The sequence below is a fragment of the Alcanivorax quisquiliarum genome, assembly GCF_023051175.1.
Classification (GTDB): Bacteria; Pseudomonadota; Gammaproteobacteria; order Pseudomonadales; family Alcanivoracaceae; genus Isoalcanivorax; species Isoalcanivorax quisquiliarum.
The window spans coordinates 106,817-130,877 of the sequence record NZ_JALKII010000006.1; the positions used below are offsets into that span (position 1 = coordinate 106,817).

Here is a 24,061-nt window from a genome sequence, read left to right on the forward strand (position 1 = left end):
GACAGGGTTCCGTTGCAGATTGATGGGCTGGGAAGGCTACAGGGAAACGGCAAGGCGGGCAAAGCCGCCCGGGGTTACTCGATCCGATCACCGGTGTGTACGTCGCCGCCCTTCTCGCCGGCACGGGGCGGCACATCCGGCCGGCCAGAGCGGCGATCCCGTGCCAGCGCTGCTCGGGTCAGCATCATGGTGGTGACCGGCGCCGTCAACAACACCGCCAGTGTGATCAGCAGCTCATGGATCACCAGCCGCGATTGCATCACGCTGAAAAACAGCATGGAGGCGATCAGCATACAGCCGGCGCCGAGCGTATTGATCAGCGAGGGGCCGTGCACGCGCTGGAAAAAATTCGACAGCCGCAACAGGCCAAGTGCGCCGGTAACGCACAGGAAACTGCCCAGGATCAACAAGGCGGATACCGGAATCGCCAGCCACAACGGCACCTGCTCCATCGGGCTCATTCGATCACCTCGCCGCGCAGCAGGAACTTCGCCATCGCCACCGAGCCGATAAAGCCCAGCAGCGCGATCAGCAGTGCAATATCGAAATACAGCGTGTTGCCGTAGCGCATCCCCTGCACCAGCATCAGCAGCATGGCGCTGACATAGATCATGTCCAGCGCGATCACGCGATCCTGCGCGGTCGGCCCGCGCAACAGGCGCAGCAGCGCCAGCAACATGCCCAGGCAAATGCTCAGCAAGGCAAACGTCAGTACCGGGGCGATGGATATCGTCATCATTCGAAAATCGCCTTCAGTGGAGTTTCATAGCGGCCTTTGATGGTATCTATCCACCACTGCTCATCGTGAATATCCAGCACGTGGATCATCAGCCAACGGCGGTCCGCGCTCAGCTCGACCCAGGCCGTGCCCGGCGTCGACGTAATGATGCATGCCAGTACCGCCAGCCCGTGTGGCGCCTTGATATCCAGCGGCACCATCATGAAACCGGAATTGCGGCGCCGGTGCGCGCCGCCCAGAATCACCTTGCTGACCTGATAACAGGATTTGCAGATATCCACCAGCACTACACCGACCAGCCGCGCCGCCATCAAGGGCCGGCGCACTTTCTTTGCACGCAGCGGCTGCATCCGCCGCGTCGCATAGGGCACGCCCCAGGCCAGCAAGCCACCCAGCAGCCAATGGCCCAGCGCCAGCGTTTCGTTCAACAGCAGCCACATGATCAGCAGCAGCGCCGAGATGATCGGGAAGGGCAACCAGCGTTTCATCAGTGGCCCTCCCTCAAGACCGGCTCGGAGGATAATATGCCCTCGGCAAAGGCCGGGCCGTGCAGCAGCGCCTCGGCGGTGCGCTGTAAATAATCCAGCACCGGCCCGGCATACACTGTCAGCAGGATGCAGCACAACAGCAAGCCGGCAATCGGTGCCGCCTCGATCACCCGCAGGCGCGGCGTGCGGTGCTGCTCCGGCACCCAGAAAAGACGGATGCCCAGGCGCATCAATGCCACCACGCCCGCCAGCCCGGACAAGATCAGCAACGCCACCAGTACCCAGGTGCTCCAGGGCACCTCTGCCAGCGCACCCTGCTCCAGCGCCGCCGCCATCAGCGCGAACTTGCCCACGAAACCGGCCAGCGGCGGCATACCCGTCAACATCAGCGTACAGGCGACAAAGCTCAGCCCAAGAAACGCCAGCGCAGCAGGAATGATGACGCCGATCTCTTCCGGCTCCGGCAGTACCATGCCTTCGGCCTCGAACGCTTCGACAGTGACGGCCAGCAGATCGGCACCGAAATCGCGGATGCGATCCAGCAGATCGGTGAGCAGATAAAATGCCGCCAGTGCCAGCGTGGAACCGAGCAAGTAATACAGCATCGCTGCGGTGGCACCGGTGCCGCCGATGGCCATGCCGGCCAGCAACGTGCCACAGGACGCAATCACGCTATGGCCGGCGAGCTTGCGGAAATCCTGTGCCGCCAGCATCCCCAGGCTGGCGATGCCCAGCGTCACCAGCCCGCCGTACAGCAACCAGTGTGTGCCGAACCCGGCCGAGGCGCCCGCCTCGTCGGAGAACAGCAGCAGCCACAGCCGCAGGATCACATAGATGCCCACTTTGGTCATGATCGCGAACATCGCCGCCACGGGTGGCGTGGCCGCGCCGTAGCTGGCCGGCAGCCAGAAGTTCAGCGGCCAGATGGCGCTTTTCACCAGAAAGGCTACAGCGAGAATAGCCGCGCCCGTCTCCAGCAAATGTGTGTCCGCCGGCGACATGGCCGGGATACGCAGCGCGATATCAGCCATCGACAACGAACCGGAGGCGGCATAAATCAGCGCCACCCCCACCAGAAACACCGACGATGCCGCCAGGTTCACCGCCACATAATGCAAGCCGGCACGCACCCGCTGCTTGCCGGAGCCGTGCAGCAGCAAGCCGTAGGACGCCGCCAGCATCACCTCGAAAAACACAAACAGATTGAACAGGTCGTTGGTCAGGAAGGCGCCGTTCACGCCCATCAGCAAAAACTGGAACAGCGCATGGAAATGCACCCCGACGCGATCCCAGCGTGCCGCGGCAAACAGCAGCGTTGCGCAGGCCAACACGGCAGTCAGCAGCAGCATCAGCGCTGCCAGCCGATCCGCCGCCAGGGCGATGCCGAACGGCAGCGGCCAATTGCTCAGCAGGTAAGTGGCACTGGGTGCCGCGCCGCTCACCTGATCGGCCTGCCACAACAGGCCAATCGCGATCACCAAAAGCCCTACCGTACCGACCAGGCCGATGCCGAGCTTCAGCCCACGGCGCTGTTCATCCACCGGCGCCAGCGCCGCCCCGATCAGCAGGGGCAGCAAGATCGGCATGATTATCAGATGCTGGAGCCAGCCACTCATCCGTCGCTGCCCTCCTCGCCATCCACGTGATCAGTGCCGGTCAGGCCACGGGCCGCAAGCAGCACCACCAGAAACAGCGCGGTCATGGCAAAGCTGATCACGATGGCGGTGAGCACCAGTGCCTGTGGCAGCGGGTCGGCATATTCGGCCACTTCCAGCAACACGCCATCAACAATCACCGGCGCCATGTTCTGGTTCAATCGCCCCATGGAAAAAATGAACAGGTTGACCGCATAGGACAGCAGTGACAGCCCCATGATTACCTGAAAGGTGCGTGGCCGCAGCAGCAACCAGATGCCGGCGCCCGCCAGCACGCCAATAGCCAGGGCCAGAATCAGTTCCATGGCAGGGCTCCTTTTCGGTTGTTGTCGGCGGCGCCTTCACTGGCCTTCAATGTGAGCCAGGTGCGATGGCTGCGCACCGACTGGTGCCCCAGCGCAATCAGCATCAACACAGTAGCGCCGACCACCAGCAGGAACACGCCCAGATCGAACAGGAAAGCACTGGGCAGCGGCACCTCACCCAGCAGCGGCAGCACCGGATGTGGCGAGTGGCTGGTCAGGAACGGGAACCCGAACACCCAGGCGCCCAGGCCGGTGAACAGCGCCAGCAGCAGGCCGCTGCCGATCCATATGTGCGGCCGGATGGGCAGGTTTTCTTCCACCCAGACGGTGCCGCCGACCATGTATTGCAGGATGATCGCCACCGACATCACCAGCCCGGCGACAAAGCCGCCACCCGGCAGGTTGTGGCCGCGCATGAACAGATAAATCGCCATCACCATCAACACCGGCATCAGCGCACGCATGAACAGGCCCGGCACCATCGTGTCGCCGCGCAAGGCATCCTCGGCCGGTGTATAAGTATCCGGGTCGTCTTTTTGTTGTGGGAGAAGAATGCTTTCCGGTGCCGGACGAAAGCGGCGCAGCAAGGCATATACCGTGAGCGCAACAATCCCCAGCACGGCGATTTCCCCCAGCGTATCGAAGCCACGGAAATCCACCAGAATCACATTCACCACGTTGGTGCCGCCGCCCTCGGGCAGTGCCCGTTGCAGGAAGAATTCGGCAATGCTGTCGCCGGTTTCCCGCGTCAGCACCAGATAGGCCAACAGCGCCATGCCGCCACCCGTGGCGAGCGCGATCAGAAAATCTCTGAAGCGGCGCACACGATCCCGCAGGGAGGCGCGGATGCCCAGCTCCTGCGGCTCCAGCCGCCGCGGCAGCCAGCGCAGCCCGAGCAGAATCAGCACCGTGGTCACCACTTCCACCGCCAGTTGCGTCAGCGCCAGATCGGGCGCGGAGAACCAGGCGAAGGTCACGCACGTTACCAGCCCGGCGCCACCGAGCAGCGCGAGTGCCGCAAGGCGATGGTATTTCGCCTGATAGGCAGCCGCTACGGCACACACACCGCCGATCAGCCACAACATGGCAAAGGCCGGATCAATCGCGATCGGCAGCTCGCGAAAATTGGCCACGCCCCGCAAGGAGGGCAGCAACCCGGCCACCAGTGCCGCCAGCACCAGCCACATGAGCTGTACCTGCAACCGGCGGCTGGTCAGCCGGCGATTGATGCGCCCGGCCAGTGCGGTCAGCCCCATCAGCACTCGCTCGAAGCCGCGCTGGCCATCAAACCGATGCAGCAACGGCACTTTTTCGAGCGTATTGATGGGGCGAAAACGTTCCAGTAACCCGTATACCAGCACGCCGCCCCCGAGCGCGATCAGGCTCATTATCAATGGCAGGTTAAACCCGTGCCACACGGACAAACTGTAATCCGGCGTGGCATCGCCCAGCACCGACACCACCGCCAGATGCAACGGTGCGCCAACCGTGAGTGCGGGCAGCACCCCCACCACCAGGCACACTAGCACCAGCAACTCGATCGGCAGGCGCATCCAGTGCGGCGGCTCGTGCGGCGTGCGCGGCAGCTCCGGCGACAGCGTGCCGAAAAACAGCTGGTGGATGAAACGCAGCGAATAAATCACCGTGAACAAAGCCGCCAGCGTTGCCAACAGCGGCAGGCCCCAGTTCAGCCCGCCGCTGACTTGCACTGTTTCGGCGAAAAACATTTCCTTGGAAAGAAAACCGTTCAGCAGCGGCACGCCCGCCATGGCACCGGCCGCCACCATTGCCAGCGAAGCGGTGATCGGCATGGATCGCCACAGGCCGCCGAGCAGGCGCAGATCCCGGGTGCCGGTTTCGTGATCGATGATGCCCGCCGCCATGAACAATGACGCCTTGAAGGTGGCATGGTTGAGAATGTGGAAGATGGCCGCGCCGGCGGCAAGCGGTGTGCCGATGCCCAGTAGCAGCGTAATCAAGCCAAGGTGGCTGATGGTGGAGTACGCCAGCAGCCCCTTGAGGTCGTGCTGGAAGATGGCAAGAAACGAACCGATCACCAGGGTTGCCAGCCCGGCTCCGCCGATAATGAGCGACCAGGCTTCGGTGCCCGCCAGCACCGGCCAGAAACGCACCAGTAGAAATACGCCAGCCTTCACCATCGTCGCCGAGTGCAGGTAAGCCGAAACCGGCGTCGGTGCCGCCATCGCACGGGGCAGCCAGAAGTGGAACGGGAACTGCGCACTTTTGGTCAGCGCGCCCAGCGCCACCAGGCCGAGAATCCAGTGATAGCTGCTGTGGGCTCGCACCAGATCACCCGCCGCCAGCACATCATCCAGCTCGTAGCTGCCCACCACCTGGCCGAGAATCACCATGCCGGCAAACAGCGCCAGGCCGCCAGTGGCGGTGACGGTAAACGCCATGCGGGCACCACGGCGAGCATCGGCACGGTGATGCCAGTAACCGATCAGCATGAACGAGGTGAGGCTGGTCAGTTCCCAGAACAGCACCAGCTGAATCAGATTGCCGGAGAGCACCACACCGAGCATGGCGCCCATGAACGCGAGCAGAAACGAAAAGAAGCGCGGCACCGGATCTTCCGGCGACATGTAATAGCGGGCATAAAGCACCACCAGCACACCGATGCCGGACACCAGCAGCGAGAACAGCCAGGCAAAGGCATCCATTCTGAAGGAGAGATCGAGGCCGTACTCCGGCGCCCAGGCCAGCTGATAACGCACCACCTCGCCTTCGGAGATAACGCCGAGATGTGACAACGACAACGCTACGCAGGCGAGCGCTATCAACCCGGCGAGCCAGGCTTCCCAGTTACGGGCGTTGGCCGGCAACAGCGCCGCCAGACAGCTACCAATGAAGGGCAAAAGTACGATCAGAACCAGCGACATTCGGCCTCTCTCTGCTTTTCGGCAGCACACCGTTTGGCGCAACTACCAGACAACGGGATTTCCACACCCTCGGCACCAGCACCCCCTGTTCCAGGCGAGGGAGCCTACGGTTGTCTGTTCACATGTCGGATGGTGGGTCTGCGTGACCCTTTCAGCGGGTAGCCCCGAAGCCCCATGCCGCCAAGGCATATGGGCGCGCGCGACGCGCGACAAAAGAAATAGCGGGCGAACCCGTCATCCGCAAGCCGGTGATTGATTCATATCATGACGGCCTGCGGGAAACGATGCCTGCGCACTTTATCGCATATAACGCTATCGCACAAAGGGGAATTTTTTAATACATATTTAATCTTTAACAGCCGGAGCTAGCCCGGTAAAAGCACGACGGCGCCCTCTGGCGCCGTCGTTGAGCATGGCTCTTGCTGGCCGGCTCACAGCCCGTCGAAGAACCGTTTCACGCCTTCGAACCAGCTTGTGTTGCGCGGGTTGTGGCGCTTGCCGCCCTTCTCCAGCGATGCCTGGAACTGGCGCAGCAGATCCTTCTGCTCGCTGGTCAGGCTGACCGGCGTTTCGATCACCACCCGGCACAGCAGATCGCCAGGCGGGCCACCACGCACCGAGGTCACGCCCTTGCCGCGCAACCGGAACAGCTTGCCGGTCTGTGTCTCGGGCGGCACTTTCAATTTCACCTTGCCGCTGAGGGTCGGCACTTCCAGCTCGCCGCCAAGGGTGGCATCGACAAATGCCAACGGCACTTCGCAATACAGATCGGTGCCGTCACGCTGGAAGATATCGTGCTCGCGCACGCTCACTTGCACATACAGATCGCCCGCCGGCGCGCCATTGGCACCGGCCTCGCCTTCCCCTGCCAGACGAATGCGATCACCGGTATCGACACCCGCCGGAATCTTCACCGACAACGTCTTGGTGGATTGCACGCGCCCCTGGCCATGGCAACTGCCACAGGGGTTGCGAATCACCTGGCCGTTGCCGCCGCACGCCGGGCACGGCTGCTGCACGGTGAAAAAACCCTGCTGCATGCGCACCTGGCCCATGCCACCACAGGTGGTACACGTGACCGGCTTTTCGCCATTCTTCGCGCCGCTGCCGTGACAGGTATCGCACGCGGCCCAGGTGGGCACGCGAATCTTTTCTTCGGTGCCACGCACCGCTTGTTCAAGCGTGAGCTCCAGCGTGTAGCGCAGGTCTGCGCCACGGGCTGGCCCCCGGCGCCGGCCACCTGCACCGCCACCGAAAATATCGCCAAAAATATCGCCAAAGATATCCGAGAAGCCGGCGCCTGCTGCACCGCCACCGCCAAAGCCACCCTGATTGTTGACGCCGGCGTGGCCGAACTGATCGTACGCGGCACGCTTCTCGGTGTCGGAAAGCACTTCATAGGCTTCTTTGGCTTCCTTGAAGTTTTCCTCTGCCACCTCATCGCCCGGGTTGCGATCCGGATGATATTTCATGGCCAACCGCCGGTAGGCTTTCTTGATGTCCTGTGCGTCGGCATTGCGTTCGACGCCCAGCACTTCGTAGTAATCCCGCTTTGACATGGTTGAGCCTTCGTTGCTTTCGTTGTCTGCGTTGTCTGCGTTCGTTGTCTGCGCTGTTCGCGCCACTTCGCCAAACGACTACCGACAGCCACCGGATATCACGCCATGATTGCCGGCATCTGCGCTCCCCGGCGAGCACCGCCCAGACGGCTTGACGCCGGGCAATGCCCGGCGCCACGCGTCCGCTGCGCTGTTTTCGGCACCGCTTATTTCTTGTCGGTGTCGTCGTTCACTTCTTCGTATTCGGCGTCCACGACATCGCTGTCCTGATCGCCAGCGGCTTGCCCGCCCTCGGCGCCCCCCTGCTGCTGGGCCGCCTCGGTATACAAACGCTGCGCCAGAGTGCCGGATGCTTCGGTAAGCGCTTTCGTTTTCGCTTCGATGGCTTCCTTGTCATTGCCCTGCAATACGGCTTCCAGCTCGGAGATGGCAGTGTTGATGGCTGCTTTCTCGTCATCGGTGGCCTTGTCGCCGGCTTCTTCCAGCGTCTTGCGTGTGGCGTGAATCAGGTGATCGCCCTGGTTGCGCGCCTGCACCAGCTCTTCGAATTTCTTGTCTTCGTCCGCGTGTGCTTCGGCATCGCGCACCATCTGTTCGATCTCTTCATCCGAGAGCCCGGAAGAGGCTTTCACCTGAATCGATTGCTCCTTGCCGGTGGCCTTGTCTTTCGCGCTCACGTGCAGAATACCGTTGGCGTCGATATCGAAGGTCACTTCGATCTGCGGCACACCGCGCGCCGCCGGCGGGATGCCTTCCAGGTTGAACTGGCCCAGCGACTTGTTCTGCGCCGCCTGCTTGCGCTCACCCTGGAGCACGTGCACCGTTACCGCCGATTGATTGTCATCTGCGGTGGAGAAGACCTGCGATGCCTTGGTCGGAATCGTGGTGTTCTTCTCGATGATCGGAGTCATCACGCCGCCCATGGTTTCGATACCCAGCGTCAGCGGGGTCACGTCCAGCAGCAGCACGTCTGTCACATCACCCGACAACACTGCACCCTGAATCGCGGCACCGATAGCGACGGCTTCATCCGGGTTGACGTCCTTGCGCGGCTCTTTGCCGAAGAACTCGGCCACTTTGCGCTGCACCAGCGGCATCCGCGTCTGGCCACCCACCAGAATCACATCGGTGACGCCCGACGCCTGCAGGCCGGCATCTTTCAGTGCGATGCGGCACGGCTCCAGCGAACGGCTGACCAGCTCTTCCACCAGCGATTCGAGCTTGGCTCGGGTTACCTTGACCACCAGGTGCTTCGGCCCGGTGGCGTCTGCGGTGATATACGGCAGGTTCACTTCGGTGTGCTCACCGGAGGACAGCTCGATCTTGGCTTTTTCGGCTGCCTCTTTCAGGCGCTGCATGGCCAGCGGATCGCCGCCCAGATCAATGCCGGAATCCTTCTTGAATTCGGCTGCCAGGAAATTGATCAGTGCCAGGTCAAAATCTTCACCACCGAGGAAGGTGTCGCCGTTGGTGGCCAGCACTTCGAACTGATGCTCGCCATCCACTTCTGCGATCTCGATGATAGAGACGTCGAAGGTACCGCCGCCCAGGTCATACACGGCAATGGTGCGCTCGCCGCCTTTCTTGTCCATGCCATAGGCCAGCGCGGCAGCGGTCGGCTCGTTGATGATCCGCTTCACATCCAGCCCGGCAATACGGCCGGCATCTTTGGTGGCCTGACGCTGGGCATCGTTGAAGTACGCCGGAACGGTAATCACCGCCTCGCTCACCGACTCGCCAAGATAATCCTCAGCGGTCTTTTTCATCTTCATCAGCACTTGCGCAGAGATCTGCGGGGGCGCCAGCTTCTCGCCCTTGATTTCAACCCAGGCGTCGCCGTTGTCCGCCTCGGCAATCTTGTAAGGCACCATCTTGATGTCTTTTTGCACCACGTCGTCCTTGAAACGACGGCCGATCAGGCGCTTTACCGCGAACACGGTGTTGGTCGGGTTGGTCACCGCCTGCCGCTTGGCAGACTGGCCGACCAGCGTCTCTTCGTCTGTATAGGCGATCACCGACGGCGTAGTACGGCCGCCTTCGCTATTCTCGATCACCTTGGCCTTGTCGCCCTCCATGATGGCGACACAGGAGTTCGTGGTACCCAGGTCAATACCGATTATCTTGGCCATAACTCTCTTTCTCCTTGCACATCGTGGCGACCCCCTCAGGCAGCCTGCCACGACTGAACTGTTTGATTGGCTATATTGTGGTCATCCACTGCGTTTCAAGAGGCGCGTCAGGCTTTTGCCACGACAACGCGCGCCGGGCGCAGCAGCCGGCCGTTGAGCGCGTAACCTTTTTCCAGCACTTCAATGACGCTGTTGGGCTCCGCATCGGGGCTCGGCACCATCGCCATGGCTTCATGCAGATCAGGATTGAACGGCTGCCCCGGCGGATTGATCTGCTCGATATTGAAGCGGCCGAACACATCCAGCAGCAGCTTGAGTGTCAGCTCCAGCCCCTCGCGCGCCGGCGCCTGAGCCTCGTCTTCCGCATTCAGCGCGGCCAGGCCACGCTCCAGCGAATCCGCCACACTGATGATCTCGCCGGCAAACTTCTCGACGGCAAACTTGTGGGCATTGGCAACCTCGCGCTCCATGCGGCGGCGCATGTTCTGGATTTCGGCCTGGGCGCGCAAATCGGCCTCCGCCAGCGCCTTGCGCGTCTGTGCCAATTCCTCGCTCAGCTGCGCCAGCTGTTCCTCGGCACCGGGGCCTTTGTCAGCGCCCTCGTCACCGCCTTCGGCAGCCGCCTCTGCTGCCACATCCGCCGCCTCGTCCATCGCGGCCTGCGCGCTCTGATTCAGATCCTCTGTCGGCTCGTTGCCCGGAATGTCGCGTGATTTGTCCTGCTCACTCATGTCTTGCTCCGAGGTCATCAGGCGGGCACGAGGCGGCCCGCCATTTGGAAAGGTGGCAAAGATATGGGAATCAAGGTGCCGTATTCAAGGCCGGAGCGCCCGGTTTCAGAGCTTTCCGAGCGTGGCAGAGAGGATGCGGGCGGTTATATCGACCGTGGGAATGACCTTTTCGTAGTCCATCCGGGTAGGGCCGACCACGGCCAGCACGCCGACCGTACCACTATTGGCCTGATACGGCGCAGAGACCAGCGAGCACTCGTCGAACACCTGATAACCGGCCTCGCTGCCAATGAAAATCTGCACCCCTTCGGCGTGCACGCACCGCTCCAGCAGATGCAGGATATCGCGCTTGTGATTGAAGGCATCGAACAGATCTCGCATCCGATCGAGGTTATCGGCCTGCGCCATGCCCAGCAGATTGGCTTCGCCGGACACCACATAATCGCCTGCATCGCCGTCCTGTTGCAGCGCCTTGGCGGCCACATCCATGGTGGTCTGCATCAGCGCATCCATCTGATCCTTGTCGGTGCGCATGGTGGAGAGCAGCCCGTCGCAGATATCGTCCAGATCGCAGCCTGCATAGGTGCGGTTGATATAATTGGCCGCCTGCTTCAGCTCGCCCTCGGAATATTCCCGCTCCGTATGAATGACGCGGTTCTGCACTTCGGCACGATTCACCACCAGCACCACCAGCACACGCCGATCCGCCAGCGGCAAGAATTCCACCTGGCGCAGCGTGACAACCTCACGGCGCGGCACCACCACCACGCCCGCCATCCGCGTCAGCTCCGCCAGCGCCCGCGAGGCGCGCATCACCAGCTCCTGCGGGGATTGATCCACATCCAGCAGCTGCTCCAGCTCCTGCCGCAACACACCAGCATGGGGCTGGTTCATGGGCGCCGAACGCAGCAACGCATCCACATACATGCGATAGCCCAGATCAGTCGGCACCCGGCCGGCGGAGGTATGCGGGCTATACAGCACCCCGATATCCTCAAGCTCCGCCATCACATTGCGGATCGTCGCCGGGCTGACCGGTAACGAGCCGGACGCCGCCAGCGTTTTCGAACCCACGGGCTGCCCATCGCGGATATGACGTTCCACGAGAGCCATCAACAGACGCTGCTTGCGTTCATTCAATTGGTAACGAGGCATAGCTTATATATTGGGGGGTACCGCCATATTTACAAACTCTGTTATAGCCAAGCTGGCGCTTCTCCACAACGGCACCGGGGCTTATCAAGCGGCTGCGATTTCCTTATTATTCGGTCAACTGACCTTACGGACAGTGGCAGTACCCTGCTAAAGTGCATGCCATGCCGGTTTACTGGCCCGGCTCTTCAGCCATACAGCCCATGCAAGAGGCGCCCATGCTCACCCATCTCAGCGTGCAGAATTTTGCCACGGTCGACAGCCTGGAACTGGAACCCGGCAGCGGCCTGACGGTCGTGACGGGGGAAACCGGGGCCGGCAAATCGATCATTATCGATGCCCTGGGGCTGGCACTGGGCGAGCGTGCCGACAGCGCTGTGGTGCGCGCCGATGCCGAACGCGCCGAGGTGCAGGCGATGTTCGATCTGCGCCAGTTGCCCGCCGCCCGCGCCTGGCTGGCCGAGCGCGAGCTGGACGATGGCGACGACTGCATGTTGCGCCGCACCGTGCGCGCCGACGGCCGTTCCCGCGCCTGGATCAACGGCAGCCCCATGCCGGTGCAGGCCGTGCGCGAGCTGGGCGAGATGCTGATCAGCATTCACAGCCAGCACGAGCATCAGGCGCTGCTGCGCCGCGACGTGCACCGTAGCCTGCTCGACAGCTATGCGGCCGCCGGCGAGCTTGCCGCTGCTGTGCGTGAGCACTGGCGAACCTGGCAAGCCGCACGCCGCACGCTCGACGAGAGCCTGGCCCAGGCCCGCGAGCAGCACGAGCGAGAAGAACTGCTGCGCTTCCAGATGGAAGAACTCGACGCGCTGGCGCTGGGCGAAGACGAACTGGCCGCCCTGGAAGCTGAGCAAAAACGCCTCGGCCATGCCGACACCTTGATCCGCCTGTGCCAGCAAAGCCTGAGCCTGCTGTTCGAGCAGGAGGAAGGCACCATCAATGACCAACTTGGCCAGGCGCTGAACTGGCTCGGCGACGCCAGCCATGATGATCCGGCGCTGGGGAGCGTGTTCAGCGCAGTAGAATCCGCGCGGCTGCAAGTCGAAGCCGCCGCCGACGACCTGCGCCATTACCTTGATCGCCTGGAGATCGACCCTGAGCGGCTGGTACAGGTGGAAGAGCGCCTCAGCCAGGCCTATTCACTGGCCCGCAAACATCGCGTGCGCCCGGAAGAGCTGTACCAGCGGCACCAGCAGCTGCGCGAAGAAGCGCACACGCTGGCCCACTACGACGAACATCTCGCCGCGCTCGAAGCAGCCGAAAAAACCGCCCATGACGCCTACGACACCGCCGCCCGCGCACTGGGCGAGCGCCGCCGCAGCAAGGCTGGCGAGCTGGGCAACGGCGTGATCCAGCACCTGGCGGCGCTGGGCATGCGCGGGGCACGGCTGGAAGTCTCGCTGACACCCTGCACCCCTGGCCCGGATGGCCTGGAAACCATCGAATTCCTGTTCACCGCCAACCCCGGCCAGCCGTTGCGGCCGCTGGCAAAAGTGGCCTCTGGTGGCGAGCTTTCCCGTGTCAGCCTCGCCATTCAGGTTATCTGCGCCCGCGTGCTGACCGTGCCCACGCTGGTGTTCGACGAAGTGGATGTGGGCGTCGGCGGCGCGGTGGCGGAGATTGTCGGCCGGCTGCTGCGCGAGTTGGGCGAGCACGCCCAGGTGCTGTGCATCACCCACCAGCCTCAGGTTGCCGCCCAGGGGCGGGTGCACTGGCATGTGCTCAAAAAGCAGAGCAAAACCACCACCCGCACCCGCATCCAGATTCTGGACACCACCGACCGCACCAACGAGCTGGCGCGGATGCTCGGCGGCCTGGAAATGACCGACTCCACGCTGGCGCATGCTCGGGAGATGCTGGAGAAAGCGCAGGCGTAACCACGCCGCTGCCACCATCCCGGCCGCAGGGCCGGGAGTGTCATTCGCAATGGGTGTGCTGTTGTTTGAACGGCAGCCCGGAGTAGAGCCTGACTTTTAAGAAGCCCCAGCTACAACCGGCTGTAGAAACCCCCGATCATGGGAAGCCGCGACTATAGTAGGCGACTATAGAAACCCCGGACCACAGAAAATCCCGGTGATAGAAGACCCTGAATCAGGCCCGGAGTAGTGGCGGAGCGCGGCGAGATGTGTCTTTCATTGGCCGCTCATTGGCCGTCTGGCCGCCAAGTTTGCCATCACGGTGGCCATGGGGCCTGGGCCGGTGGCGGGGAGCATGGTGAAGCGCGGGATATCAATCCGGCTGCAAGAGCGGGCACGCCCGGCCCCGACGCAGCGGCTGGCGTGCCCTATCTCAAACTCGGGGCGTGCCCCAAAAAAAAGACTCCGTTGAGGAGCCTTCGACTGAGTTCATTGCTTCTTCGGCCGCACATACAGCACCAGCGAGTGCTCCACCAGATCATAGCCATGCTCTTCAGCGATGATCTTCTGGCGGCGCTCGATTTCCGGGTCGAGGAATTCCAGCACCGTGCCGGTATCCAGACACACCATATGATCGTGGTGGCCCTCATCAGCCAGTTCGAACACGGCCGAGCCACCCTCGAAATTGTGCCGCATCACGATGCCAGCCTGCTCGAACTGAGTCAGCACCCGATAAACCGTTGCCAAGCCAACGTCCTCACCGGATTCCATCAGGGCCTTGTAAATATCCTCAGCGCTCATATGCCGCTCGACGGCGGTTTCGAGCTGCTGAAGAATCTTCACCCGTGGCAGCGTGACCTTCAGGCCGGCCTTGCGTAGATCCAGATTATCCAACGTCATATCTCCATTTGTACCTGCAAGCAGGAACGAGAGGCGGGAACCTTGTGTCCCAAAACCAAGTCTGTATTATCGCCGGAACCTATGCGAAATCAAAAAACCATGCCGCTGCCCTTGTCCAGCCCACAAATCCTGACCGCAAGCCTGCTTGTCCTGACGCTTCTGAGCGCCGGATGCAGCGGCCTGCGCTTCCCCGGCGTCTACCGCATCGACATCCCCCAGGGCAACTTCGTTACCGAAGATATGCTCGGCCAGCTACAGCCGAACATGACCCCGGAACAGGTGCGTTATGTGCTGGGACAGCCGACCCTGATCGACCCTTTCACACCGGACATGTGGTTCTACCCCATGGTGTATCAGCCCGGCCGCGGGAAGAAGGTGGAACAGCGCATTGTGGTGCATTTTGATAATGGCCTTTACAGCCATCACGAAGGCGAAGTGATCAAGGATTTCCGCCGCCGCGTGACCAGCCAGCAGGATCGGGAGCTGCAAGAGCGCCTGCGCGAGCAGGAACGTGCCCGCCAGGGCGGCGACGTGCCGCAGCCCCCGGCGCCCGGCGAAGCAAACGAACCGGGCGTGCCGTCAATCTGACGTTTGACGTAGCCGCTTGCGCGCCTGCTTCGCCCGCGCCTTGCGAATCTCCTTGGGGTCAGCGAGCAGCGGGCGATAAATCTCCACCCGCTCGCCCTCCTCCAGCACCCGTTCCTGTGGCGCCTTGAGCAACTGCCCGAAAATGCCCAGCTGGTGCGCCGCCAGATCCAGCTCACCCAACTGCCCCGAAGCCACCGCCTGCGTTGCCGCCTCCAGCACCGTGGTGCCGGCTGGCACCGCCAGCTTCAATAGCCACTGGTGCGCCGGCAACGCATAGGCCACTTCGATGTGGATCAGGCTCACAGCTTACCCGGCGGCACACTCTCGGCGCCCTGATCAGCAGCCGGCACCTCGACCGGCACTGTGGGCGACTCCGGCGCAGCCGCCGGCTTCAGGCCCTGCCAGAGCGAGAACACGAACACCGTCCCCAGCGCCAGCGGCACCACCACGCGCAACACTGCCCGCCACACCAGATACACACCGAAGCGCTTCATCGCCAGCTCTTTGCGCACATGGGTTTCTTTCATCACCCAACCGGCAAAAATGGCAATCAGCAAGCCGCCCACCGGCAACATGATGTTGATCGTGACGAAATCCACCAGGCCGAAGAACGTCTTGCCGAACAAGGTGTAATCCGACAGCACATTGAACGACAGCGCCGAGCCGATACCCAGTGTCCAGGCCAGCAAGCCCACCAATACCGCAGCCTGAGGCCGACTGAAGCCCTTCTCCACCAGCCAGGCCACCGGCGGCTCGGCAATGGAGATCGAAGAGGTCCAGGCTGCACAGACCACCAGAATAAAGAACAGCGACCCGAACAGCGCGCCCAGCGGCACCTCTGCAAACGCCAGCGGCAGGGTGACAAACAGCAGCCCCGGGCCTTCGCTCGGCGCCAGACCATTGGCAAACACCACAGGGAATATCACCATTCCCGCCATCAAGGCGACAACAGTATCCAGCACGCCCACCGTTAACACGGTGCTGCCAATCGACACCGGCTTGCGCACGCCCTTGCCGTCCACCGTATTACGCGGCATATAGGCGCCATAGGCCATGATCGCCCCCAACCCGATGCTTAACGTGAAGAACGCGTGCCCCACCGCCGCCAGCACAGACATACCCGTCAGCCGCGAAACATCCACCGCAAAAAGGTAGCGTAGCGCCGCTCCAAAACCATCACTGGTCAGGGCATAGCCAAACAGGACGAGCAAAAGCAGGAACAAGAGCGGCATCAGGATACGCACCGAGGCCTCGATACCCCGCACCACCCCACGCCCGATAACCACCATCGTCATCACCATGAACGTGGTATGGCCAGCTAGCACCAGCCAGGGATTGGCCATAATACCGTCGAACACCCCCTGCACTTCGCTGGCACTGGCTTGGTGCAATGCGCCAGAGGCCATCTCCCAGACGTAAAACAACGTCCAGCCGCCGATCACGGTATAGAACGACAGCAAGAGAAAACCTGACAGGGCACCCAGCGCACCAACCCCCGTCCAGCGGCTGCTCACGCCGTTCTCCCGCGCCAACTTGCGCATGGAGTTGACCGGGCTCATGCCGCCACGCCGCCCGAGCATGACCTCGGCAATCATGATGGGCATGCCGACGCAGGCGATACACACCAGATATACCATCACGAAGGCACCACCACCGTTGGCGCCCGTCATGTACGGAAACTTCCAGATATTTCCCAGACCGATCGCCGAGCCTGCCGCTGCGAGGATAAATACCCACCGACTAGTCCAGATGCCGTGAATCGGCGTGTTGTCCTTTGACATAAAGCTGTCCCCGTTCAGGAAGCGGCCATTCTCGCCAGTTTAACCAGCGTGCTCAAGCCGCGAGCTTGCCCTATAATCGCCGCCCTATGAGCAAAGCGAAATCCAGAACCGGCACCAAAGACATCGCCATCAACCGCAGAGCACGGCATGACTACCACCTCGACGAGCGTTTCGAGGCCGGCCTCGTCCTTGAAGGCTGGGAAGTCAAAGCACTGCGCGAGGGCCGCTGCAACCTGTCTGAAGCGTACATCATGCTGAAGAACGGCGAGGCGTGGCTGTTCGGCTGCCGCATCGAGCCTCTGGGTAGCGCCAGCACCCACGTGACACCCGACCCGTTGCGGCTGCGCAAGCTGCTGCTGAACCGGCGCGAGCTGGGCCGCATCTTCGGCGGCGTTCAGAAAGAAGGCTTCACCTGCGTGCCGCTGAGCCTCTACTGGAGCCACGGCCGCGCCAAGCTGGAGATCGCACTGGCCCGCGGCAAGCAGAAGTTCGACAAACGCGCCACCGAAAAAGAGCGCGACTGGAACCGGCAGAAACAGAGGCTGATGCGGCGCAACTGATACGCTGCCCGCCGTGCCACCGAGCGGGGCGAAGCAAAGCCTTATCGGGCGCCGACACCGCCAGATGCCGAACAAGATGGCCATCAGGGCTTGGAGCTGCAGCGGCGCGGGATCAATCGAAGCGCCCCGCGCCGATTGGCAAAGCTGCGCTTGCTACATATTGCCCCTGCTGCACTTGCTCGCCGGAACAAGCCGCTCAATCCAGGCTCAACCCAAGCCCCATGCGTCATTAATAGCGCCTGCAAACGGCTCAGGCATCACCAGCGCCGCGCCGCTCCGGCGCGCCGCAAAAAAAATGCGGAGCCAGGCCAAACCTGCTCCGCATCCGCCGACACCGCCGCGCCAGGCATCACACCCGGCGGGCTGCTGCCCAGCCATCAAGTCAGATCACTTTTTCGTTAGCGGCACCCACCCCGGCGCGTGGGTCCTTGCGAACCAGCCAATAAACCATCAGCCAGGCCCGCAACAACGCTGGCAGGAAAAATACCGCAAACATCACCACTGGCAGGCGAGCATCGAACAAAGCATCCACCATCAGCAGGCCACCAAAATAGGCACCTACTGCCACCAGCAGAACCAGCGCGCGATACACCAGAGCCAGGCCCCGGCGGCTATCCAGACGATTCGATACTGCAACTATGTTTGCTTTCATCTCTCTTCCTCCTCATTGAGGATTACGCTCTGATCGGCTCCCCGGAAACGGGGCCGCCGCAAGCCTCGTGTGGTACACAGCGGAAACAGACTCTTGCTGACCCAACCCGTGGCTTGTGGCCCCGGCCCTGACGGCAACTGCTTCCTGCGCTTCAGCTCGTGTTACGAAAGGTATCATCCTGCATCTGTCAACCACATAATGGCCTCCTTGCCGGATTGTCAGACAGGAAACAGCGAAGTTTACATTTCCCAATGGCAACGTCCTGCTCGCACCCGCTGCGACGTGGCTCGCACTTGAAAATCCACGCGCAGACCCAATTTCCTGTACACTACGCGAGATCAGGGGCCGACAAGGTTTCGACGTTGGTGCTGAATCCTGTGGTGCATGTCGAGAAGGTTACGGTTCTCGTAAATCCATCGTGACACTTAAGTAATCGCAAACGACGATTCTTACGCACTGGCGGCCTAATACCCCGCCTACGGTCAAGCGACCCAGCCTGTGGGGAAGCGCGACCGGCTAAGCTACACAGGCTCGCAATGAGGCTCGTCCCGGGCTGATTTGCTAAATCCTCAGGGAATCGGCGCTGACATCCTGCCCCTCGGGCCGTAAGCGCTTAAATCAATAGAGCGGGCTAAACATGTAGATCTGCAGGTGGATGGCTGACGGACGCGGGTTCGATTCCCGCCGGCTCCACCAATACCCAAACCCCAACCCTTCTCGGTTGGGGTTTTTCATTTCTGGGGCTGCGTACCCGCGCGGGTTCCGGCGGACTCTCTCGGACTTCCCAGAATGAGCACCCAGCTCGCCTCGCGCCGGAATCCGCTCTCTCCGGCCAGATATTCTCTGCCACTCTCACCGGCCGAAATGGGCGAAGTCCGTGACCGGAGAATGCCGCATCCTTTACAATCAATGACTTATCGACGGACTTGGCGAAAGGTTTGATTGGGAAACCGGTTGGGCGAAGGAAACAGCACGCTTCAAATCTTCCCAACCAGAGGCAGCGAGCGGCTGGTCAGGGCATCCAGGGCCAGGTGACTCAGGTAGGCGGCACCGCCCACCAGAAGGAAAGCACGCACGAGTTTTTCAAAATCATCGTCCGGCGCCCACTGGTACAGCTTGCGCATCCCCGCCACCAGGCCGGCCGCCACCACCACGCTGTGAAAGAATTGTCGGTGATGGGGATGGACCGCCGGTTCAATCAGGTCCGGGAGTTTGCCTAGCGCCGCTCCGATTGCACCGGCCGCCAGAGGGTGATGGACGCCGGTCGCCCGGTCAGGGTTGTCGGTCGCGCAGGCCGCAATGCCAGCCACGGCGCCCGCCAGTTGATGTGTCGCTCCATTTGCCATGGTGATGCCTCGTTGGTTGCTGATACCTTGCCGATTTAATCATCATCATTTTGATGATGTCAACAACCAGTATTGACACCCATGCGGCATCAGCACTATGATCGTGCTAATTTTAAGCACAACATAAGGCCACGGGTTTGACAGGTGAGCAGATGGGGGCAGCCCTACTAGATGACATCAGCCAGGCGCAGCAAGAGCGATTGTTCCACATCGACTTCAAGCTGCGATTTCTGGGCGCCGTAAACCGTGCTGACCTGGTCACCCGCTTCGGCATCAAGGCCGCGGCGGCTACCCGGGACCTATCCCTCTATAAGGAGCTGGCGCCCAAGAACCTGGAATACGACACCAAGGCCAAGACCTACATCCAGTCCGATCACTTCAAGCCGATATTCGACTATTCGCAAAGCCAGGCACTCGCCGCACTGTGCTACGGACTCGGCGACGACTATGTGGGCACGCACCGGCCGCTGATCAGTGCCGAGACGCCTACCCAGCTCAACCCCCCTCAGCTCGACACTCTGGCCAAAGTGAGCCAGGCCATCTATCAGAAGCAAGCACTGCAGATCCAATACCGCTCCCTGTCCAGCGGGCTGACCACCCGCGAAATCGTGCCCTTTGCCCTGGTGGATAACGGCTTGCGCTGGCATGTGCGCGCCTATGACCGCAAGCGCGAACGCTTCACTGACTTTGTCATCAACCGCATCGCCAAGCCCAAACTGGTGAACGAATCCGCTATACCGGCCAACGAGACCAAAGAAGCGGACATTCAGTGGAACCGCATCGTTGAGATGCACCTGGTGCCGCACCCGCGCCTGCAATACCCGGAAACCATTGAATACGAATACGGCATGCAGAACGGCATGCTGAAGGTAAACGTGCGTGCGGCCGTGGCGGGCTATGTCTTGCGGCGCTGGAACGTCGACTGCTCGGAGAATCACGCGCTGACGGGGGCCGAGTACCATTTGTGGCTAAAAAACCGCCAAACGCTCTATGGCGTTAAAAATCTGGTCATTGCACCGGGCTATGCCGAGGGCACTCAGGATGCGCAGGCATCCCAGGGCATGGAGGCTGATTAGGGGGGGCCATATGCTAAAGCTCGAAGACATCAAAAAAGACGCTCAAGTCCGCGGCATACAAGGCGATGAGGTGGTACGCATCGTCCAGGTGGAGCCCGTTGGCGACAGCGCGCTCACCGTCTACTACAAGGACAGCCAGGGCCGCTTGGCCGAGCAAATGCTCTTCCGCTCGGACGAATCTCGCCTTGAGCTGGCACAGGCAGGCCGCCCCTGGGCCTTCGATGCGCCCGGTGCAGAGTTCAAACTGGGATTGGAAGCCTACCGGATTTCTCAGGCCGCCCTTTTCGATCCCATGATGGCGGTCCACACCTCCAATGTGGAGCCGCTGCCGCACCAAATCTCCGCCGTCTACGAATCCATGCTGCCCCGGCAGCCGCTGCGCTTTGTGCTGGCGGACGACCCGGGTGCCGGCAAGACCATCATGGCCGGCCTGCTGATCCGCGAGCTGCTGATGCGCGCCGATGCCAAGCGCATCCTCATCGTTTCGCCCGGAGGGCTTACCGAGCAATGGCAGGACGAACTGCTGGAGAAATTCGGCGTCCAATTCGAGATCTTCAGCCGAGAGAAACAGGAACAGTGCGCCTCCGGCAACTACTTCGATGAGCAAAACCAGCTGATCTGCCGGCTCGATCAACTGTCGCGCAACGAGGAGTACCAGGAGAAGCTTAAGAACACCGAGTGGGACCTGATCATCGTCGATGAGGCCCACAAGCTCTCCGCCAACTACTTCGGTAACAAGGTCAATAAAACCAAGCGCTTCCAACTCGGGGAGTTGCTCGGCTCCATCACCCGCCACTTCCTCCTGATGACGGCCACGCCCCACAACGGCAAGGAGGAAGACTTCCAGATCTGGCTCTCCCTGCTGGACGGCGATCGCTTCTACGGCAAGTTCCGGGAGGGCGCCCACAAGGTGGACGTCTCCGACATGATGCGCCGCATGATCAAGGAAGAGCTGCTCAAGTTCGATGGCACTCGCCTGTTCCCTGAGCGCTTAGCCTACACCGCCAACTACGAGCTCTCCGATGCCGAAGCGGCGCTCTATGCGGCCGTCACCGATTATGTCCGCAACGAGATGAACCGGGCCGACAACCTTGACGGCAAACGCCGAGGCACCGTCGGTTTCGCCCTCACCCAGCTGCAGCGTCGCCTGGCCTCCAGCCCAGAAGCCATCTATCAGTCACTCAAGCGTCGCCGCAAACGACTCGAATCACGCCTGGAAGAGATGAAACTGGTGGCCCGTGGACACAGCGTCCAAAACGGCATCGCCGAAACTCTGGGCGAATACGCCGTCAAAAAGAAGATCGACCTGCCCGACAACATCGACGAGCTCGACGAAGAACTGAGTGCCGAGGAGTACGAACTCTACGCCGACCAGGTGGTCGACCAGGCCACCGCCGCCGAGACCATTCCCGAACTGGAGGCGGAAATCCTGATCCTGAAGGACCTGGAGCAGCAGGCCCTGGGCGTAGTCCAGTCCGGCAACGACAAGAAGTGGGAGGAACTCTCCCACCTGCTGCAAGACCGCCCGGAGATGTATACCAACGGCGGCACTCGGCGCAAACTGATCATCTTCACCGAGCACAAGGACACCCTCAACTACCTGGTGGGGCGCATCGGCGGCATGCTGGGCAAGCCGGAGGCGGTCATCACCATCCATGGTGGCACCAGCCGCGACGACCGCCGCAAGGCCCAGGAAGAGTTCCGCAACAATCCGGATGTACTGGTGCTGGTCGCCACGGATGCCGCCGGCGAAGGCGTCAACCTGCAAAACGCCAACCTGATGGTCAACTACGACCTGCCCTGGAACCCCAACCGGCTGGAACAGCGCTTTGGCCGTATCCACCGTATCGGCCAGACCGAGGTCTGCCATTTGTGGAACCTGGTGGCCAGGGAAACCCGGGAGGGCGAAGTCTTCCAGAAACTCTTCGACAAACTGGAAGTGGAAAAGCAGGCCCTGGGCGGCAAGGTGTTCGACATCCTGGGCGAGGCCTTTGAGAACAAGTCTCTCAAGGATTTGTTGATCGAGGCTATCCGCTATGGCGAGTCCCCAGAAGTCAAAGACAAACTTAACCAGGTGATCGAGGGTGCGCTGGACACCGAGCACCTGCGGGAGATCCTGCGTCGCAATGCCCTGGTCGAGCAGCACATGAGCCTGGAGGACCTCTACGCGGTCAAGGAGGAGATGGAGAAGGCCGAGGCGCGCAAACTGCAGCCCTACTTCATCCGCGCCTTTTTCACCGAGGCCTTCCAGAACCTCAATGGCGAAATGCGCCCCCGCGAAGCCGGTCGCTATGAAGTGCGCCACGTGCCCGCCGCCATTCGCGAGCGGGACAGGGTCATTGGCGGCTCTTTACCAGGCCAGGGGCGCACCCCGGTGCTGAAGAAGTACGAACGCATCTGCTTTGAAAAGCAGTTGGTCCGGGTGCATGGCAAACCCATGGCCGACCTCATCCATCCCGGCCATCCACTGATGCACGCCACTACCGATCTGATCCTTTCGGCCCACCGCGGCAAACTCAAGCAAGGCGCCGTACTGGTGGACCCGAATGACGACGGGCTGGAACCGAAGATCCTGTTTATGGTGGACCACAGCGTCCGCGAAGGCATTTCTGAAAAAGAGAGCGACAAACCGCACATCGCCTCGCGCCGCCTGCAATTCGTTGAGATCGACAGTCAGGGCAATGCCTACCACGCCGGTTGGGCGCCTCACCTGGATCTGCAACCCATTGACGACTACGACCGGAAGCTGGTTCAGGACATCCTCGACGCCCCCTGGATCAACGCCAATCTGGAAGGTCTGGCGCTGAACCACGCCTCGCAGCACCTGGTACCGGAACACTACCAAGAGGTCAAAACCCGGCGCGAGCGTCAGGCCGACAAGGTGCTGGCGGCGGTCAATGAGCGCTTGGTGAAGGAAATCAACTACTGGTCCGACCGCTACATCAAGCTCAGCGACGACGTCGCCGCCGGCAAACAGCCCCGCATGCAGCCGGAAATGGCCCGTCGCCGGGTGGACGAACTCACCGAGCGTTTGGCACAGCGCAAGCGCGAACTGGAAGCCATGAAAAACGTGGTCTCCAGTACGCCGGTAGTGATCGGCGGTGCCTTGGTGATTCCCCAGGGCCTGCTCGCCCAGCGCAAGGGCGAAACCACCTTCTGCGCCGATGCCGAAGCGCGCTCCCGTATAGAAAACGTCGCCATGCAAGCGGTGATGGAGATCGAACGCGACTTTGGCCATGAGGTGAAGGACGTCTCCGCCGAAAAATGCGGCTGGGACGTCACGGCAAGACCGCCGGCGAACCCTGATGGCTCCATACCGCCTGACCGCCATATCGAGGTCAAGGGCCGCGCAAAGGGCCAGAGCACCATTACCGTCAGCCGTAACGAGATCATCTACGCGCTGAACCAGGCGGAGAAGTTCATCCTGGCCATCGTCCTGGTGGACGAAGATGCTTACGAAGGCCCCTACTATGTCAGAAACCCATTTACCTCCGAACCGGACTTTGGCGTGGCCAGCATCAACTACCACCTCGACGACCTGCTGGCCAAAGCCGAGAAGCCAGAGGCAATCTTATGATTCCAAATGGGTTTTATCAGGCATCGGATTTTCAAGGCCCAGAAAGAGAAACGCCCCC

The 24,061-nt window shown here is 61.7% G+C and carries 20 protein-coding genes and 1 other RNA gene; 6 read left to right on the forward strand and 15 right to left on the reverse strand.

The window, feature by feature from the left end:
• Positions 1 to 74 precede the first annotated feature (74 nt).
• The 10 genes from mnhG to hrcA all read right to left on the reverse strand — a co-directional run bounded on the left by mnhG (position 75) and on the right by hrcA (position 11,664).
• Entirely contained in the window at positions 75 to 461 is a 387-nt protein-coding gene (mnhG, locus tag MU846_RS10075; RefSeq protein ID WP_246952292.1) for a monovalent cation/H(+) antiporter subunit G, read from the reverse strand.
• Entirely contained in the window at positions 458 to 739 is a 282-nt protein-coding gene (locus MU846_RS10080; protein WP_246952294.1) for a K+/H+ antiporter subunit F, read from the reverse strand. Before MU846_RS10080 ends, mnhG begins: the two co-directional genes overlap by 4 nt.
• Entirely contained in the window at positions 736 to 1,227 is a 492-nt protein-coding gene (locus MU846_RS10085) for a Na+/H+ antiporter subunit E (RefSeq protein WP_246952296.1), read from the reverse strand. Before MU846_RS10085 ends, MU846_RS10080 begins: the two co-directional genes overlap by 4 nt.
• Positions 1,227 to 2,843 carry a monovalent cation/H+ antiporter subunit D gene (locus MU846_RS10090; RefSeq protein WP_246952298.1) on the reverse strand — a complete coding sequence of 539 codons (1,617 nt, stop codon included), beginning with the start codon at positions 2,841 to 2,843 and terminating at the stop codon, positions 1,227 to 1,229. Before MU846_RS10090 ends, MU846_RS10085 begins: the two co-directional genes overlap by 1 nt.
• Positions 2,840 to 3,187, reverse strand: a complete 348-nt coding sequence (locus tag MU846_RS10095) for a Na+/H+ antiporter subunit C (RefSeq protein WP_246952300.1) — start codon at positions 3,185 to 3,187, stop codon at positions 2,840 to 2,842. Before MU846_RS10095 ends, MU846_RS10090 begins: the two co-directional genes overlap by 4 nt.
• The gene (locus MU846_RS10100; RefSeq protein ID WP_246952302.1) at positions 3,178 to 6,090 is read right to left on the reverse strand and encodes a monovalent cation/H+ antiporter subunit A; all 2,913 of its coding nucleotides are present in this window, start codon (positions 6,088 to 6,090) and stop codon (positions 3,178 to 3,180) included. The genes MU846_RS10095 and MU846_RS10100 overlap by 10 nt, the downstream gene beginning before the upstream one ends.
• Positions 6,091 to 6,521: 431 nt before the next feature.
• The gene (gene dnaJ / locus MU846_RS10105) at positions 6,522 to 7,649 is read right to left on the reverse strand and encodes a molecular chaperone DnaJ (RefSeq protein ID WP_246952304.1); all 1,128 of its coding nucleotides are present in this window, start codon (positions 7,647 to 7,649) and stop codon (positions 6,522 to 6,524) included.
• A gap of 206 nt (positions 7,650 to 7,855) precedes the next feature.
• Positions 7,856 to 9,778 (reverse strand): molecular chaperone DnaK, encoded by a 1,923-nt coding sequence (gene dnaK / locus MU846_RS10110; RefSeq protein WP_246952306.1) that lies wholly within the window; start codon positions 9,776 to 9,778, stop codon positions 7,856 to 7,858.
• 107 nt (positions 9,779 to 9,885) lie between these two features.
• Complete coding sequence (grpE, locus tag MU846_RS10115; RefSeq protein WP_246952308.1) at positions 9,886 to 10,509, reverse strand: nucleotide exchange factor GrpE; 624 nt, start codon at positions 10,507 to 10,509, stop codon at positions 9,886 to 9,888.
• 105 nt (positions 10,510 to 10,614) lie between these two features.
• On the reverse strand, positions 10,615 to 11,664 hold the full coding sequence (gene hrcA / locus MU846_RS10120) for a heat-inducible transcriptional repressor HrcA (RefSeq protein ID WP_306799352.1): 1,050 nt from the start codon (positions 11,662 to 11,664) through the stop codon (positions 10,615 to 10,617).
• A 215-nt stretch (positions 11,665 to 11,879) separates the two neighbouring features.
• Between hrcA and recN the strand changes: the two genes are divergently transcribed.
• Positions 11,880 to 13,544, forward strand: coding sequence for a DNA repair protein RecN (recN, locus tag MU846_RS10125; RefSeq protein WP_246952311.1), 1,665 nt, complete (start codon positions 11,880 to 11,882; stop codon positions 13,542 to 13,544).
• A gap of 468 nt (positions 13,545 to 14,012) precedes the next feature.
• Here recN and fur read toward each other — a convergent pair whose 3' ends face one another.
• Complete coding sequence (fur, locus tag MU846_RS10130; protein ID WP_246952317.1) at positions 14,013 to 14,423, reverse strand: ferric iron uptake transcriptional regulator; 411 nt, start codon at positions 14,421 to 14,423, stop codon at positions 14,013 to 14,015.
• Between the two features lie 81 nt (positions 14,424 to 14,504).
• On the opposite strand from fur, the gene MU846_RS10135 reads away from it, so the two are divergent.
• On the forward strand, positions 14,505 to 15,011 hold the full coding sequence (locus MU846_RS10135) for an outer membrane protein assembly factor BamE (protein ID WP_246952319.1): 507 nt from the start codon (positions 14,505 to 14,507) through the stop codon (positions 15,009 to 15,011).
• On the opposite strand, the gene MU846_RS10140 is transcribed toward MU846_RS10135, so the two are convergent.
• Together MU846_RS10140 and MU846_RS10145 are read right to left on the reverse strand one after the other, a co-directional pair.
• Entirely contained in the window at positions 15,003 to 15,314 is a 312-nt protein-coding gene (locus MU846_RS10140; protein ID WP_246952321.1) for an RnfH family protein, read from the reverse strand. The genes MU846_RS10135 and MU846_RS10140 overlap by 9 nt on opposite strands.
• Positions 15,311 to 16,792 (reverse strand): sodium-dependent transporter, encoded by a 1,482-nt coding sequence (locus MU846_RS10145; protein WP_246952323.1) that lies wholly within the window; start codon positions 16,790 to 16,792, stop codon positions 15,311 to 15,313. The genes MU846_RS10140 and MU846_RS10145 overlap by 4 nt, the downstream gene beginning before the upstream one ends.
• An 86-nt stretch (positions 16,793 to 16,878) precedes the next feature.
• Between MU846_RS10145 and smpB the strand changes: the two genes are divergently transcribed.
• Entirely contained in the window at positions 16,879 to 17,352 is a 474-nt protein-coding gene (gene smpB / locus MU846_RS10150) for an SsrA-binding protein SmpB (protein ID WP_246952325.1), read from the forward strand.
• 382 nt (positions 17,353 to 17,734) lie between these two features.
• Here smpB and MU846_RS10155 read toward each other — a convergent pair whose 3' ends face one another.
• On the reverse strand, positions 17,735 to 18,004 hold the full coding sequence (locus MU846_RS10155) for a hypothetical protein (protein WP_246952327.1): 270 nt from the start codon (positions 18,002 to 18,004) through the stop codon (positions 17,735 to 17,737).
• Positions 18,005 to 18,345: 341 nt separating this feature from the next.
• Between MU846_RS10155 and ssrA the strand changes: the two genes are divergently transcribed.
• Positions 18,346 to 18,700: a transfer-messenger RNA gene (gene ssrA, locus MU846_RS10160) on the forward strand.
• A 281-nt stretch (positions 18,701 to 18,981) separates the two neighbouring features.
• Here the strand turns inward: ssrA and MU846_RS10165 are convergent.
• Positions 18,982 to 19,350, reverse strand: coding sequence for a metal-dependent hydrolase (locus MU846_RS10165; RefSeq protein WP_246952329.1), 369 nt, complete (start codon positions 19,348 to 19,350; stop codon positions 18,982 to 18,984).
• A gap of 152 nt (positions 19,351 to 19,502) precedes the next feature.
• On the opposite strand from MU846_RS10165, the gene MU846_RS10170 reads away from it, so the two are divergent.
• A complete protein-coding gene (locus MU846_RS10170) occupies positions 19,503 to 20,426 on the forward strand; it encodes a WYL domain-containing protein (RefSeq protein WP_246952331.1) in 924 nt (307 codons plus the stop codon).
• Positions 20,427 to 20,436: 10 nt separating this feature from the next.
• A complete protein-coding gene (locus tag MU846_RS10175; protein WP_246952332.1) occupies positions 20,437 to 24,003 on the forward strand; it encodes a DUF8742 domain-containing protein in 3,567 nt (1,188 codons plus the stop codon).
• Positions 24,004 to 24,061 lie beyond the last annotated feature (58 nt).